This is a genomic window from Enterococcus pernyi, assembly GCF_045371165.1.
In the GTDB taxonomy this organism is placed as follows: Bacteria; Bacillota; Bacilli; order Lactobacillales; family Enterococcaceae; genus Enterococcus_B; species Enterococcus_B pernyi.
Genome location: NZ_JBIQDM010000002.1, coordinates 348,772 through 364,395, shown reverse-complemented (window position 1 = coordinate 364,395; position 15,624 = coordinate 348,772). Strand labels below are relative to the sequence as shown.

15 protein-coding genes are annotated in these 15,624 nt (G+C 38.5%); 11 read left to right on the top strand and 4 right to left on the bottom strand.

The window, feature by feature from the left end:
* Positions 1 to 8: 8 nt before the first annotated feature.
* The 4 genes from ACH0AK_RS04305 to rhaM all read left to right on the top strand — a co-directional run bounded on the left by ACH0AK_RS04305 (position 9) and on the right by rhaM (position 4,296).
* Positions 9 to 1,109 (top strand): ABC transporter permease, encoded by a 1,101-nt coding sequence (locus ACH0AK_RS04305; protein ID WP_438725311.1) that lies wholly within the window; start codon positions 9 to 11, stop codon positions 1,107 to 1,109.
* Positions 1,109 to 2,239: an ABC transporter permease gene (locus ACH0AK_RS04300; RefSeq protein WP_226075698.1), complete on the top strand. Its 1,131-nt coding sequence runs from the start codon at positions 1,109 to 1,111 to the stop codon at positions 2,237 to 2,239. The genes ACH0AK_RS04305 and ACH0AK_RS04300 overlap by 1 nt, the downstream gene beginning before the upstream one ends.
* Before the next feature lie 265 nt (positions 2,240 to 2,504).
* Positions 2,505 to 3,575, top strand: a complete 1,071-nt coding sequence (locus ACH0AK_RS04295; RefSeq protein WP_226075694.1) for a hypothetical protein — start codon at positions 2,505 to 2,507, stop codon at positions 3,573 to 3,575.
* Positions 3,576 to 3,972: 397 nt separating this feature from the next.
* Positions 3,973 to 4,296: an L-rhamnose mutarotase gene (gene rhaM, locus ACH0AK_RS04290; protein WP_010734796.1), complete on the top strand. Its 324-nt coding sequence runs from the start codon at positions 3,973 to 3,975 to the stop codon at positions 4,294 to 4,296.
* 73 nt (positions 4,297 to 4,369) lie between these two features.
* Here the strand turns inward: rhaM and ACH0AK_RS04285 are convergent, their stop codons facing one another.
* The gene (locus tag ACH0AK_RS04285; RefSeq protein WP_499796737.1) at positions 4,370 to 6,310 is read right to left on the bottom strand and encodes an ABC-F family ATP-binding cassette domain-containing protein; all 1,941 of its coding nucleotides are present in this window, start codon (positions 6,308 to 6,310) and stop codon (positions 4,370 to 4,372) included.
* Positions 6,311 to 6,525: 215 nt separating this feature from the next.
* On the opposite strand from ACH0AK_RS04285, the gene ACH0AK_RS04280 reads away from it, so the two are divergent.
* Positions 6,526 to 7,182 (top strand): redox-sensing transcriptional repressor Rex, encoded by a 657-nt coding sequence (locus tag ACH0AK_RS04280; RefSeq protein WP_010734798.1) that lies wholly within the window; start codon positions 6,526 to 6,528, stop codon positions 7,180 to 7,182.
* A gap of 252 nt (positions 7,183 to 7,434) precedes the next feature.
* Positions 7,435 to 9,678: an ATP-binding cassette domain-containing protein gene (locus ACH0AK_RS04275; RefSeq protein ID WP_226075691.1), complete on the top strand. Its 2,244-nt coding sequence runs from the start codon at positions 7,435 to 7,437 to the stop codon at positions 9,676 to 9,678.
* A gap of 53 nt (positions 9,679 to 9,731) precedes the next feature.
* Here the strand turns inward: ACH0AK_RS04275 and ACH0AK_RS04270 are convergent, their stop codons facing one another.
* Positions 9,732 to 10,082: a thioredoxin family protein gene (locus ACH0AK_RS04270; RefSeq protein WP_224434150.1), complete on the bottom strand. Its 351-nt coding sequence runs from the start codon at positions 10,080 to 10,082 to the stop codon at positions 9,732 to 9,734.
* 278 nt (positions 10,083 to 10,360) lie between these two features.
* On the opposite strand from ACH0AK_RS04270, the gene ACH0AK_RS04265 reads away from it, so the two are divergent.
* Together ACH0AK_RS04265 and ACH0AK_RS04260 are read left to right on the top strand one after the other, a co-directional pair.
* On the top strand, positions 10,361 to 11,284 hold the full coding sequence (locus ACH0AK_RS04265) for a permease (RefSeq protein WP_023520083.1): 924 nt from the start codon (positions 10,361 to 10,363) through the stop codon (positions 11,282 to 11,284).
* A 10-nt stretch (positions 11,285 to 11,294) separates the two neighbouring features.
* Entirely contained in the window at positions 11,295 to 12,134 is an 840-nt protein-coding gene (locus ACH0AK_RS04260) for a TIGR03943 family putative permease subunit (protein WP_062804858.1), read from the top strand.
* Positions 12,135 to 12,292: 158 nt separating this feature from the next.
* On the opposite strand, the gene ACH0AK_RS04255 is transcribed toward ACH0AK_RS04260, so the two are convergent.
* Together ACH0AK_RS04255 and ACH0AK_RS04250 are read right to left on the bottom strand one after the other, a co-directional pair.
* A complete protein-coding gene (locus ACH0AK_RS04255) occupies positions 12,293 to 12,766 on the bottom strand; it encodes a threonine/serine exporter family protein (RefSeq protein WP_010734803.1) in 474 nt (157 codons plus the stop codon).
* 15 nt (positions 12,767 to 12,781) lie between these two features.
* Positions 12,782 to 13,534, bottom strand: coding sequence for a threonine/serine exporter family protein (locus ACH0AK_RS04250; protein ID WP_226075688.1), 753 nt, complete (start codon positions 13,532 to 13,534; stop codon positions 12,782 to 12,784).
* A gap of 224 nt (positions 13,535 to 13,758) precedes the next feature.
* On the opposite strand from ACH0AK_RS04250, the gene ACH0AK_RS04245 reads away from it, so the two are divergent.
* The 3 genes from ACH0AK_RS04245 (at position 13,759) to ACH0AK_RS04235 (ending at position 15,535) form a co-directional block, all read left to right on the top strand.
* Positions 13,759 to 14,148 (top strand): TetR/AcrR family transcriptional regulator, encoded by a 390-nt coding sequence (locus ACH0AK_RS04245; protein ID WP_010734805.1) that lies wholly within the window; start codon positions 13,759 to 13,761, stop codon positions 14,146 to 14,148.
* A 3-nt stretch (positions 14,149 to 14,151) separates the two neighbouring features.
* Complete coding sequence (locus ACH0AK_RS04240; protein ID WP_023520079.1) at positions 14,152 to 14,532, top strand: hypothetical protein; 381 nt, start codon at positions 14,152 to 14,154, stop codon at positions 14,530 to 14,532.
* Positions 14,533 to 14,815: 283 nt separating this feature from the next.
* Complete coding sequence (locus ACH0AK_RS04235) at positions 14,816 to 15,535, top strand: DNA/RNA non-specific endonuclease (protein ID WP_226075685.1); 720 nt, start codon at positions 14,816 to 14,818, stop codon at positions 15,533 to 15,535.
* Positions 15,536 to 15,624 lie beyond the last annotated feature (89 nt).

Genomic DNA, 15,624 nt, shown 5'->3' with positions numbered 1-15,624 from the left:
GAGTGAGTATGAATGAAAGAATAATTATCCGGACCCTGATACAAAATTTTCGTGAAAAATCCAATTACATTTATTATCTCGCTTTTCCGATCACGTTGATGTTTATTCTAGGGGCCGTCCTCCAAGGTGTATTCAATAATGACATAACCTCTGATATAGAGCCATTGACGGTACAATATCAGGTAGACGATCAAGAAGTTCGTGAAATATTCCAACAAGTAAGTTCTTTTGCAGAAGGTGCTATTCATTTTGAAGAAGTGACAAATGAAAAGGAAGGATTAGCGAATATAAGACAACAAGAAGCTGATGCTTACTTACATTTTTCCGATCGCATCGAAGTGCAGAGTCGGGAATTGACCAATGTAGAAAAAACAATCTTACAAAGCTATCTAGTAGAAATCGTACAGGAAATCAAACGACAAAGTTTCATTATGGAACAGCACTTGCCACCAACTACTGGCCTAGTTTCAGCAGAGCAGTTTACAGAGGCGATTGTCGTCGATCAAGAAAATCAACGAGAAAGCGCATCTTCCTACCAATACTATGCGATTGCTATGATTAGTCTATTTGTTTTATATTTTTCTGAAATTGGTCTGAGCATGTTTCGAGAAGCACGACAGCATGGAACTGTGCAAAGAGAATTAGTCACGCCACTTAGCCGTAAAACAATCATTTTTTCGACATTTTCTGGACACTTCATATTTGGCATGTTGGTAGTGTTGGTCTTGATGCTCATCTCTCAATTTTTATTTGATGTTCCATGGTATTTAAGATTTGGCTTTTCTTACCTAAACTTAATCGCACTTATGGGCAGTTTTCTCGCACTCGGTTTATTTTTAGAAACCATTGGAGACCGTGATGAAAAAAGAATTGGTTCTGGCATTACCCAGATATTTATTCAACTCACTGGATTTTTAGGTGGTGCCTATTTTCCAACGAATGAAACAATGATGGGATTGTCACCATTAGGTTGGGTTTTAGCATCTGTAAGAGAAAGTTTGTGGACCAACAATTCCTTGCAATGGTTAGGTATCTATGGGAATTTTGGATTAATGTTTGTTTTACTCATGTCGTCAGTCGTCATTTTAGATAAAAGGGAGGTATTCTAATGAGAGATATCTTTTGGATCGTTAGAGAACGGTTGGTTCTTTGGAGAAATCGACCATTGCAAATCTTGTTTCTTTTAGGAATTCCTTTCTTGAGTGTCGTCCTTTATCTTTTTGCTTATGGAGATCAAGAAACGAATCTACTGACGATAGGGGTAGTTGATCAGGACCGCTCATCCTATAGTGAATTGCTTATTGAAAGTTTGGAAAAACGAGTCAGCGTTCAGGAAATTGGTTCAGTAGAAGAAATCGATCAGGTTCTTTCCCGACAACAGGCGGTGGCAGTCATCACAATCCCTAAAGGTTATCAAGAAAATGTTTCTGAAAATACGAAACTCTCTCCCCGAACATTCCAAAAAGGGGAGCTGTTGGAGAATATCGACCGATTGACCCAACGCGCATTGGCAGAAGTTTCTAGTATCCATCTGTTAGCAGAAGCTGAAGGGGAGGACGAATCGCTGGAACGCTTGAAAGAATCGACAGAAATCGAGATCAAGCAAGTAGATCAAAGCACAACGAGCGAACGAATGTCAGTGCAAATCGTTGGCTTTTTGTTGATGATGTTTCTTTTCCAAGCAGATAATTTTGGAACGACGACGATTCAACAAGAACGACGAAATAAAATTTATACGCGTTTGATGACGACTTCGGTAGCTAAAAGTACGTATTTTATCGGGACAACGATTTTTGCGACATTCGCTATGCTGATCCAAGTAATGTTAGCAGTTATCGTCATGACAAGTCTATTCAACATCGACCCAGGGTTAAGCGCTTTTGATTTGATTGGCCTACTAAGTCTATTTAGTTTATTAGCGGTAGGTTGGTCGATCGCGATTGGTGTGCTTGCACCAAGTACAAGTGTGGCAGCGGCTTTGCAAAGTATTTTGATTACCGTCACAAGTTTACTATCGGGTGCTTTGATCCCCCATGAGGTGATGCCAGAATTGATGCAGAACGTATCGATGATTACTCCGCAATATTGGGTCTTGACGATTATCAAAAACCTTCAATCCGGACAAACATGGGGAGCTAACAGTAGGGAAATACTCATCTTGGTCATTTATATTCTATTCTTTCTAAGTTTGGCGATATATGGATATACGAGAAGAACGAGGCAAGAAGTATATAGCTGAGCAAAAAAGCGTGAGGTAATTCATGATGGATACGCCAAATTAAAAGAAAAACAAGAGACCGATACAGAAGTATTTAACCTCGAAAAATAAGGCGTCATCCACGGAATTTGTGTTTCAAATTTTTGTGGATGGCGCCTTGTTTTTGAAGAGGTTAAGTTCAATAAAAACGTCAAGTCTTTTTTTTGCATGTATAAGAAAAGAAAGGCGAACGAATCGATTTACAAACTGTATACTCATTTTATCAACAGAAACAAGGAGGAATATTATGGGAATCAGCCAACGTATCAGGAATATCTTTAGTCAAAATCAGGAACCAACCTTGACGATTGGAAATCAACAAACTTCTTTTAATGAGTTTGACAAAACGGTCAAAGAAGAAGTAGAGAAAATTCTAAAACACCAGATACCTGACGGGGCTTGGTCAAGTAAGGAAGCTGCCATCATTCGCCTCCAACAAGCAGAAAAAATTGCAATCAACTGCAAAGACAGTGGACAAAATGAGTTGACTAATCAAATAACTAAGTATTACGATAAAAATTTCTATTTATCGGATTATATACATTTATGGTTAAGTATCGATAAAGAAAAACTTGAGCAATTTCAGCAACAGAAAAATCGAACAATCGATGCAAATGTCGATGCTAGTGTGCTTACGAGATTAGTTCAGTCATTAGAAGAAACCGTTGATATACGAAAGGGAATCCTTCAGTTCTGCTTAAAGAATCCAAAGTACAATCGACTGCTGAAGGATGAGGTAAGAGAAGAAGTGAGCCACCGAGCGAAACCTAGCTTTTTTATGCTTGATCCGATGATCCAAGAATATTTGAAAGACATGGACAAGCAAGAAGCCGCTATTCCATCAACGAATGTTCAAGAAGATTCATTGACTAACCTGTCATCAGAGAGCGTATTAGAAAAAAATAATCGTCTGAAACAAGAACAGGATGCTAGACGAGTGGGTGTATTTGAAACGGTGATGGTTCAAAATAGAAAAATGACCATCCTAGAAAAAAACAAAGAGCCCCAAGAATTAGGAACAGCGTCATCAAAAGATGATCAGAGTCAAAAAAAACAGTTATCATCAGTGCTAGATGCGAGCAAGAATAGCGCCAGACAAAAAAATAAGAAGGCTATTATCATCGCGAATAGGAAAGTAACCATTTATCAAAAGAAACAAAAATCAATGAATAATAGAAGAAGATTCGTCTTTATTCGGAACCAACTAAGAAAACTTAATTTCAGAAATCGAAAAAAAATAAGTTTCTTAAAGCAACAAGCAAAAGCAAGCAAGAAAGTAAGAAGTAGACGAACCGATTACTTTAACTACCTTAGATAAGGGGAAAACAAGGTGTAAAGTTTATCCTATGGAATGATTATCTTGTTACTAAGTAACTAAAGGACTTGGCATTTTACTTTTTCTTAATGAATTATCCTAACAAAAGACAAATATTATAGTGAAAATTCTTCAAACTTTTCTTCTATTCTATATACATACCAACCAACAACCCTATACTTTTTCATTTTTACTCCTCAAGTAAAAATAAACTCCTAGACCGCGGCCACCCACCGCGGTCGCTTTTTTGTCCTATGATGAATTCCTGTGAATCTGCCACCATTATCCTTATTTTTTGCTATTGTAAACGCTTGCTTTAAATTGGAAAATAAAGAAGTAAGAACCAAATGATAATTGCTAGGGTCGAGCAGATCGAACAATCAGTGAAAGGGGAATAAAAATGATCAAAAAAGCAGTAAAAATGAAGTTGTACCCAGGATACGAAGCAGAGTACCTCAAAAGACACCATGAATTGTGGCCGGAGATGCGTGACATGTTGGCTGAACATGGTGCGCGCTCTTATTCGATTTTTCTTGATCCAGAAACAAATACTCTTTTTGGGTATCTAGAGATTGAAGATGAAGAAAAATGGCGCCATGTACCAGAAACAGCAATCAATCAAAAGTGGTGGGTGTTCATGGAAGATCTGATGGAAACAAATCCAGACCATTCTCCAGTAACTGTCGAATTGAAACATGTTTTCGATTTATATCAACAAGTCTAAAGTAAAACCGCTGAAAGCAGGATATAAAGCCAGCTTTCAGCGGTTTTGTTTAAAAAGGATGACAGGAGCGAGTCTATTGATTATTTTCGATTTCTTCTAACTCAAGACTCAAGTTTTCCCATTCAGACAACTTTTCTCCTTGTAGTTGATGTGCTTCATCAAGCGCTTGATTTAATTCATTCAATTTGACATGATCATCTAATACAGCAGGAGAAACCATCTGTTGTTCGAGTTCATCCACTGTTTCTTCTAGTTGAGCCATATCTTCTTCGATTTGCGTGATCTTACGTTGCAAGCTCCGCATGATCTTTTGTTGCTCTTTGCTTTGGAAGTAAGTGGATTTGTTTGTTGAAGGCGTGCTGACCTCAGGTTGTTCAGCTGCTAACAGTTCTGCAATTTCTTCTTCTTCTTTTTTCTTTTCTAAATAATAATCATAGTCCCCCAAGTAGACTTTGCTTCCGTTTTCTGAGAGTTCAATGACTTTAGTGGCGATACGATTGATGAAGTAGCGGTCATGAGAGACAAAGAGCAATGTTCCTTCATAGTCGATCAATGCATTTTCCAACACTTCTTTATTGTCGATATCTAAGTGGTTGGTTGGCTCATCTAAAATCAAAAAGTTCTCTTGATTCATTGCTAGCTTAGCTAACGCGACACGTGCCTTCTCTCCACCACTTAACAAGGGGATCGTTTTTTCAACGTCTTCACCAGAAAATAAAAAAGCGCCTAAAATCGAACGGATATCTTTTTCTGGAACGGTTGGATGTTCATCCCACAATTCAGCTAGAATCGTTTTATTAGTGTGCAGTTCCGCTTGTCCTTGATCGTAATAACCAATGCTGACATTCGTACCAAGTGTTTCTTTTCCACGGATGAAAGGCAGCTGTTGGATGATCGATTTTAGTAAAGTGGATTTACCGATTCCATTTGGTCCCACTAATGCGATTGCTTCTTGACGACGGATATCCAAGTTGATTGGTTCAGATAAGATGGTGCCGTCATAGCCAATAGCGGCATCTTCTACTTGCAACACAACATTTCCCGAAGGTTTCGCCACGTTGAAGAGAAAATGAGCTTGTTTCTCATCTCCTTGTGGACGGTCTAACCGTTCCATTTTTTCTAATGCCTTTCGACGACTTTGGGCACGTTTTGTCGTTGACGCACGGACAAGATTTCTGGCAACAAAATCTTCGAGTTTATTGATTTCTGTTTGTTGTTTTTCATAGGCTTTCCAATCAGAAGCTAATTGTTCAGCTTTCATATCTAAATATTTGGAATAATTTCCTTTATAGTGACGCATCTTTTTCCGACTTAGTTCATATACCTCAGTCGCCACTTTATCCAAGAAATAACGGTCATGGGAGACAATCAGAAGGGCACCAGTATAACTTTGCAAATAGTTTTCCAACCAAGCAAGTGTTTCGATGTCCAAGTGGTTGGTTGGCTCATCCAGGATCAAGATATCTGGATGTTGTAAAAGCATCCTAGCTAAAGCTAATCTTGTTTTTTGACCACCAGATAACGTATCGATTCGTTGCTCGTAAAACGACGGATCAAATTTGAATCCATGCAATACAGAGCGAATTTCATTTTCATAACTATAGCCGTTCTTATCAGAAAAATCATGCTGCAATTTATCATATTCTTTCAAGAAGGCTTGATAAGCCGGCGTGTCAGGAGTGCCTTCACTGATAAATACTTCAAGGTCACGCATCCGCTGTTCCATCAAGCGCACTTCTTCAAATGCTTTTAGCATCTCATTCCAGACGGTTTCAGTGGAATCTAATCCTGTATCTTGGGCCAAATAACCAAGGGTAGCTGTTTTATTTTTTGCGATATTACCTACATCTGGGGCTTCAATGCCAGCAATGATTTTTAATAATGTCGATTTACCGGCGCCGTTACGTCCGACTAAAGCGATACGTGCGCCCGTTTGGATCTCTAAGTGGATATTTTCAAATAAAATCTCAGCGCCAAAATGGCGAGCGATTTGATTGGCTTGTAATAGTATCATCGAATCCTCTTTTCTACTTTGTGAATTATCCTAGAATTTCATGGACTTTTTCTATTGTAGTCTACCACAAATTCATAGTTACTGCGAGGTTCTGAGAAGCTAGGAAAATGAGAATAAGAATAAAAATTCACAATATACAAGCAACGAAATTGATTTTTTTGTGTAAGTACTGATATGATGTATAAATCGAGAAGAAATACAGTGGAGGTAATGAAGTGAAAGACCATGTAATTCCAAAGGCAACCGCAAAACGCCTGCCTTTATATTATCGTTATTTAAGAATCTTGAATAACGCAGGTAAGAAAAAAGTTTCATCAACTGAACTAAGTGAAGCAGTCCAAGTAGATAGTGCGACGATCCGTCGTGATTTTTCCTATTTCGGCGAACTAGGAAAACGTGGTTACGGTTATGATGTAGAGGACTTGATGCATTTCTTTGCAAAAACCTTGAATGATGACCAATTGACGAACGTTGCATTGATCGGGGTCGGTAATCTAGGAAGTGCTTTGTTGAAATATAAGTTTCACCAAAGTAATAGTATCCGTGTCAGCTGCGCTTTTGACGTGAACCCAGAAATCGTGGGTCGGATCGTTGATGGTATCCCCGTTTATCCAATGGATGACATGATCGAACAAATCAAGATCCAACAAATCGAAGTGGCAATCTTAACGATACCTGCCGAAAAAGCACAAGAAGTAGTGAATCGTTTGACAGAAGCTGGTGTCAAAGGGATATTAAACTTTACATCTGCTCGACTAAATGCACCATCCGAAGTATTGATCCAAAATGTCGATTTGACGAACGAGTTACAAACGTTGATCTACTTCTTGCATTCCGATGCGTCCTTGCATGAGCATGACGACAACGAATAACCGGAAATAAAGAAAAGTTAAACCATCAATGACAAACTATTTTTCTATTCACTAGAAAAAATAGTTTGTTTTTTTATGATCTTTTTTAGAAATAGATAAAAATAAGTGATATTTTCCTTCATTGGCGTCTCTTCAATTAGGAGGCTGATAGGTGAACAACTGAAAGCTTCGAAATTTATTATAGTGATACATTGTTTCTGTGTTATAATAATACTTCACCAAAAAAATCGAGGGAATACGGGAGGATCAGCAATGCAGGAATATATCAGGATACATAATGCCAGACAGAACAATCTAAAAGGGTTTGATTTACAAATCCCAAAAAGAAAGATCACGATTTTTACAGGTGTCTCCGGTTCGGGAAAATCTTCCATCGTTTTTGATACGATTGCCCAAGAAGCGGGAAGACAACTCAATGAAAATTTCTCTAAATTTGTGCAGAATTTCTTACCTAAGTATAGTCAGCCAGAAGCAGATGCCATCGACAATTTATCTATGGCAGTCGTTGTAGATCAAAGCCGTTTAGGTGGGAATTCGCGTTCAACACTAGGAACGATCACAGATATCAACCCACTGATCCGCTTGCTTTTCTCTCGTATTGGCATTCCCCATTTAGGCCCCGCTTGGAATTTCTCATTCAATGATCCTCACGGCATGTGCCCAGCGTGTGAAGGGATTGGTCGAATCGTTGGATTGAATCTAGACAAAGCGTTAGATTTAGAAAAATCGTTGAATGAAGGAGCGATTATACTTCCAGGCTACAAAGTCGGATCTTGGTTATTGAAGTCTTTCACGAACACAGGTTTTTTTGACAATGATAAGCCATTAAAGGATTATTCAACAGAAGAAATGGAAAAGTTCTTGTATGCTTCAGGAGAAAAAATCGATTCGTTGTATATGGAAGGGATGAGTTCGACCTATGAGGGATTAGTGGCACGTTTCAATCGTTCCAATATCAAAGGGGGCAATGAGAGCTCTGCCGCGACCCAGAAAAAAATCGCAGCGTTCATGGATGAACAAAGATGTCCAGAATGTCAGGGAAAACGATTCAATCAAAAGGTTTTGGGCTGCAAGATCAACGGATATTCAATCGCAGATTTCTTAGCGATGCAACTGGATGAACTATTAGAAATCTTACCGGGGATCACAGATGAAATGATCCAACCAGTGTTGAAAAATCTCCAATCACGACTACAAGATCTGATCAATATTGGGTTAGATTACGTTTCTTTAGATCGCGAGACAGCGACTTTATCTGGAGGAGAAAGCCAACGAGTGAAAATGGTCAAGCACTTATCTTCTAGTTTGAATGACGTCATTTATATCTTCGATGAGCCTAGTATTGGGTTACATCCACGAGATGTTCATCGGTTAAACGAACTATTGATCAAATTGCGTGATAAAGGAAACACGGTCATTGTTGTAGAACATGATCCAGATGTCATCAAAGCAGCAGATCATATCATTGACGTTGGACCAAAAGCAGGAAAAAATGGTGGGTATATCACCTATGAAGGTAGTTACGAAGGATTACTGGCTTCAGATACATTGACAGGAAAAGCTTTTGGACAAATGACAGATTTCAAACAGGAGCCAAGAAAAACAGACAAGTTTATTGAAACTTCAAAATCGACATTGCATAATCTTAAAAATACTTCTCTCAGAGTACCATTAGGTGTTTTTACAGTAGTGACCGGAGTAGCTGGTTCAGGAAAGAGCAGTTTAGTGAATGGTGTGTTTGCGAAGGATTACCCGGAAGCAATCAATATCGATCAGTCAGCTGTTGCAGGGAATATTCGTTCTAACCCAGCGACTTATTCAGGGATCATGAACGATATCCGCAAGGTCTTCTCGTTGGAAAATAATGTTTCTGCCGGACTGTTCTCTTATAATTCAGAAGGGGCATGTGAAACTTGTAAAGGACATGGTCATATCAAAATGGAATTATCTTTTATGGATTCTGTAGAGGTCCTTTGCCAAGCCTGTGGCGGTAAACGATTCAAAGAAGAAGTTTATCAGTACAAATTAAAAGAGAAATCGATCGATGAAGTATTAGCGATGAGTGTGACTGAAGCGGTGGCATTTTTTGAAGAAAAATCGATTCAACGAAAATTGAAACAAATTTTAGAAGTAGGGCTAGGATATATGACGTTGGGACAACCGTTAAATACATTGTCAGGAGGAGAATGTCAACGGTTGAAACTGGCGAAAGAATTAAGTAAAAAAGGCAATATCTACATTATGGACGAACCAACAACCGGTTTACACATGGCAGATATCAAGAGTATCTTAGAAATCATCGAGCGGTTGGTCAATAAAGGCAATACGGTCATCGTCATTGAACATAACCTGGAAATCATGAAGGCGGCAGATTGGTTGATCGATGTAGGGATCGATGGGGGAATTCGTGGTGGCGAGATCCTTTATGAAGGAACACCAGAAAAAATCGTTACTTGTGAACAGTCGATCACAGCTCGTTATTTGATGGATGTTTAAATAAAAAGAGCGACAAGTCATTGTTTGTAGAAAATGACTTGTCGCTCTTTTTTCTAGTGATCAAATAAAGTATCGTAGCCGATTTGATCACTTGATTCATTTAATTGATCTAAACGCTTTGTCAGTTGTTCAAATTGAATAAAGCGGGCTTGTCGCTCGACTTCTTTTCCAAAATGGAAGAGCAAGATCACTGGTGCAGTAAATGTTTGGAATGTGCCAGCTACTTCCGGCATCTCGAAGGCATCTAAATGATACGCTGGGAAATTATAATGAGTCAATAATTGTTCCAATTTTGGCACTACTGCATGACAAACACTACAATTGGGGGTGGAAATCGCAAGCACGACAGTCGGTTCTTCTTGGATAGTTTTTAAGACTTCAGTTAAATCATGGGTTTCTTTCATGGTGATAACTCCTTAAGGTTACTTTTAGCACATCGCTAATTCGATGGTGAAAAAGTATTCAGTCGTATACAGATAGAAAATAGGCAAATGACTCTCTTCTTTTTACCTGAATCTTCATCTTAGCTGTGCTAAAAGTAAATCCTTATGACGGAGATGTCAATAAAAAAGCTTTTTTTGATTTCTTAAACTTATGAAAAAAATTTAAGCTTTCTTGTATTTTATTGAAGAAAAGCGTATATTGATGGGCGAATGAAGTTCAAATGACAAGGAGAAATTATATGTTTTCGTTTATTCCAAATTCGGTATCGCAGATGGGAACGATTTTTTTATCGATCGTTATCGAAGCCTTGCCGTTTGTTTTATTGGGATGTATCATCTCAGGTGCTTTACAAGTATTTTTGACCCCCGAACGTGTCAAACGATGGTTACCTAAAAATCGCTTTTTATCGATTATTGTTGGGTCTATTTTAGGTTTTTTCTTTCCTTCATGTGAATGTGGGATCGTTCCAATCGTTCATCAGTTTGTAAAAAAAGGGGTTCCTGTCCACACAGCATTTGCGTTTATGCTCACTGCGCCAATCATTAATCCAGTCGTGATCTTTTCAACTTTTATTGCATTTGGCAATACTTGGAAAATGGCGGGACTGCGCATGTTAGGAAGTTTTATTGTCGCACTGATCGTAGGTGTCTGGTTGGCCTATATCCAAAAAGGCACAATCTTGAAGTCTTCATTTGATTCAGCGATGGTTGAGCCTAACTCCCATACACATGAGCATGAGGAAGTGGAAGCAATCGCACCACAGAAATGGGGATATCGAATCCTCCATGTCTTGACTCACTCGATTGATGAGTTCTTCGATACGGGCCGCTATTTGATCATTGGCGGTTTGATTGCTGCAGGGATGCAAACCTATTTACCTACGAGAGTGATGTTGACGTTAGGTTCGACAAAGCTATTAGCCATTTTGATCATGCTAGTATTGGCATTCACGATGTCTCTTTGTTCCGAGGCGGATGCGTTTATTGGTTCCTCTTTGTTAAGTCTTTTTGGAACAGCGCCAGTTGTTGCTTTCTTAGTTTTTGGACCAATGGTGGATATCAAAAACCTATTGATGATGAAACGTTACTTCAACACACGCTTCATCGTTTCATTGATCGGGCTGATTGCCTTAAGTGTTATCGGCTTTACACTATTTATTTAGGAGGAGAATCATGCTGCGATTTTTGATTTTATCTGGTTATTTTGAAATGATGATGTATCTTCAAGTTTCAGGGCGTTTAGATCAATACATCAATGTCCATTATCGTTATTTGGCAGTATTATCCATGGTTTTATCTGCCTTACTAGCCTTAGTTCAGTTGTATCTTTGGGTAAAAGCAGATGGAAAAAAAGGAGTCCATGAGTCCCATGATTCTCATGATCACGGATTATCAAAACCGTATCAGCGTTGGATTGCTTATCTCTTATTAGCCTTGCCGATCGTTGTAGGAACACTGTTTCCGACAGTTAGTTTAAACACAACGATCGTGGAAGCGAAAGGGTTCAACTTTCCACTAAGCAAAGAATCTGTCGGTGATCCACAAGTGCAAACGCAATATTTGAAACCAGATACGAGTATTTATTTCAATAAATCCGACTATCAAGATCAAATGAATGAGTTAAAAGACAAATACGAAGATGAACAAACGATTGCGATCACAGACGATAATTATTTAGAGATCATGGAATTGATCTACAACTATCCAAGCGAATTCATTGGTAAGAAAGTCTCTTATGAAGGCTTTATCTATCAGTCGAAAAATGACAAGGCTACTGATACCTTTCTCTTTCGATTTGGGATCATCCACTGTGTTGCTGATTCCGGGGTTTTTGGATTGTTGACGCATCTGCCAGAAGGAATGACTGTGAAAAATGATGACTGGTACAAAGTCGAAGGAACGATCCAAACCGATTTTTATCAACCTTTCAAGCGAGAGATTCCTTCAGTCGTAGTGACGAAAGTAGAAAAAATCACTGCTCCTGAAAATCAATATGTGTATCGTGCATTTTAAATGAACGAAATAAAGTTGTAGTCATGTATAACACAAATAAAAAAGTGATAAGAGATGAAACTCGTAAGAATTTCCTCTCTTATCACTTTTTTTATTAAAGCTTGCAAGAATCCCACAGTATGATTGCTCTGTACAAAAAAGATTAAAGCGAGAAACGCTCATTTTTTCTTTCTTCTCTTCAATACAATCGCTTCACGTTTCAGTTTAAAACTACGGATATTGTGGTTGAATACTTCTGATATCACTAGACCTAAGGCAATCGCTCCAGCAATCATGATCGCTTGAACAGTGAAAAATGCCGCATCTTGATAAGCACCTGTAACTAAACTGCGAACAGCTTGATAGGCTAAGCCTCCAGGAACCAGTGGTACCATACCGGGGATATTGAAAATCGTGACGGGCATTTTTAGTTGTTTAGAAAAAAGATCACTAGCAAACGCAACGCCTAATGAACCTAGTAATGAACCTAAAGCTGCACCGCCACCCATAGCTAGACACAACCAATAGATCATCCAACCTACGGCACCAGCTAAACCACACCAAACTAAGGCTTTCCTTGGCACATTAGTGATGATTGCAAAGGCAGCGGTCGCTAAAAAGCTAAAAGAAAATTGAATCAATACATGCCACATGGCTAAAGTCCTTTCTTAGTAGAAGATTTGAAAGATAAAGGCGATTGCAAAACCAATCATCGCCGCAGTCATCATCGCTTCTGCTCCACGAGAAACACCAGAAACGTAGTGCCCCGCTAATAGATCACGAATCGCGTTGGTGATTTGAACACCAGGAACCAACGGCATGACACAACCAATGATGATCAAATCCTGATTGAGACCGATTCCTAAACGCACACTTAAAATAGCGGCAATGCCGATAATCAAAGAGGAAAGGAATTCAGCTAAAAACTTGATTCTAAAAAAACGCAAACTGCAAAGATAAACAATGTAGCCCACTCCACCAATCGGCAATGTGATCGGTAAATCTTTCAATTCGCCACCAAATAAAATCATGATCGTCCCGCTAATGATAGCAGCGCTGATGATTTGTAGCCATACTGGGAACATCCGACGATCTTTCTCGACTTCTTGTAATGCGCTATATAGTTCTTCCAAAGTCAATTCATTGGCAACATATTTTCTTGAAAGATTATTGACCTTGACTACTCTTTCTAAATTGATCGTTCGATTGGTGATTTGTTCCATGCGGATCGTCGAAGTCCGATCAAATCCGATAAATAGTCCTGTTTGGGTCACGTAGCTAACTAAGCGATAATTTCCAGAAGCAGAAGCGATCCGACTCATCGTATCTTCTACACGGTACATCTCTGCATTACTTTCCGTCATTATTTTTCCCGCCAATAAACAGGTATTAAGCAATAAATCTAAATCTCTTTCTGGCATGGCATTTTCTCCAATAGTTGTTTTCTTGTATTTATTTTACTACAAACAAATTGGAAAACGTATAAAAAGAAAACTTGAATCAAAAAAATAAGCAGTGAAAGGTAAAATAAGATCCAAGTGAGAGCAATGCAGAAGAGATCCAAGTGTTAAGTCAACAGTTAGGCTAAATCAAGCTTTTTGGTTAATTGTTGACCAATCGTTCAATAATGTGGCATAATTAAGTTATGGGAAGAACGAGAGAATTTAATGAAGAGAAAGTTTTACTAGAATCGGCAAAAATATTTGCCAAAAATGGGTATGCAGGGACGTCGATCAGTCAATTGGTAAAAGCGACTGGCTTGCTTCGAGGAAGTTTATACTCTGCTTATTATAGTAAAGCTGGTTTATTTACGACTTGCTTTAACTATATAGCTGAAGATGGAGTGACCGATAATGGGTTATTGATTGATTTATTGATCATCGCATTATTAGAACGTACGGCAGATGACAACGAAGTAAAGAAAGTCGCACAGAAGGTAATCACCGCTTTGGAAGAGAAAAACGAAGGTTCGATTGAAACGATCATTGCTGATCGAGTCATGCGTCGAGCGGATCTTACGGACAGGGGGAAGTAGAAAATGGCTAAAGTTGAAATCCAAAATGATCGATTGATCATCAGTATGGAGGGCGTACGAAAACTGTGGGCATTGAAAAATGAAATATCCACACCATTATCCAATGTATTAGGCGCAACTGTGGATGCCGATGTCTGGGAAGATACACCGAAATTTGGCGAAAAAAGAATGGGAGTTGATGCCTATGGACATTATTTTGCCGGAACATTCGTCCAAGATTCAAACAAGGTATTTTATGACCTCAAAAGAAAAGAAAACGCAGTCGTTATCACACTAAAAGATGAAGAATTCAATCGTCTCATCATTGGAGTAGAAGACCCAGAAGCAACAGTCGCGATGATTGAACAGGCAATGAACAGAGCAAACTTTGTAAAAGAAACTTGAAATAAGAATCGATGTTGAGCGCCTAATTGTCCTATCGGAAAACGTATTTACTTGGTGATAGAATAGATAAGAAGATCAATCGAATCGAGTGATGAAGTTTTAGTAACAACCTAGATTTCCTTTCACGTGGAAATTTAGGTTGTTTATTTTAGGAAATAGACTAAACATGCGTATATAATTTTTGAAGAAGGAATTGTTGAAAGAATTTAAATACTTCTTTATTTTAAAAAAGGGGAACGTATGTTAAGATTTATGAAGTTCGACTGAATAAAGGAGTAGATACATGAGCAAAAAAACAACCAAAACAATCATAGGAGTCGCAGTTGCTCTTTTAGCTGGTGCATTAGGGATTTCAACGACGCAAAAAGACTCTGATCTCGTTCAACAACTGACAGGTTTATTTGATTCAAAACCTCAAGTCTCACAAGTGGCGAATGTTCCAGAATACGACGGCACGCACCAAGAAATCGCAATCAATCAAAATAAGCCAACTTTTACAAAAGAAGAACTGAGCTTAGATAAAGGAACATGGGAAAGTTATTCCGATATCGATCGACTGAATCGTGTAGGTCAAGCTAATGCCATGTTAGGAAAAGAGATGTTCCCTAAAGAAAAACGTGAGTCTCTTTATATCGATCCTACAGGTTGGAAACAAAAAAAATTGAGTGACGGACAATGGCTTTACAATCGAAGCCACTTGATAGGTTTTCAGCTAACTGGTCAAAACAATAACATCAAAAATTTGATGACAGGGACTCGTTCGTTGAATACCCCTCATATGCTGGCACATGAAAATGATATTGCCGCATACATCAAAGAAACCAATCATCACGTTCGCTATCGGGTAACACCACATTTTGAAGGGGAAGAACTAGTAGCACGAGGTGTTCAGTTAGAAGCCCAAAGCATTGAAGATAACCAAATCTCGTTCAATGTGTTTATCTATAATGTGCAAGACGGTTATACGATCAACTATCAAACGGGGCAAGCTAAGAAAACATGATCCATAGGCGTTCGTTATTTGAATATTTTGTGAATTTTTTGAAAAAACAGAGAAAAGACTTATTTTTGATTAAATATCACGTATACTGT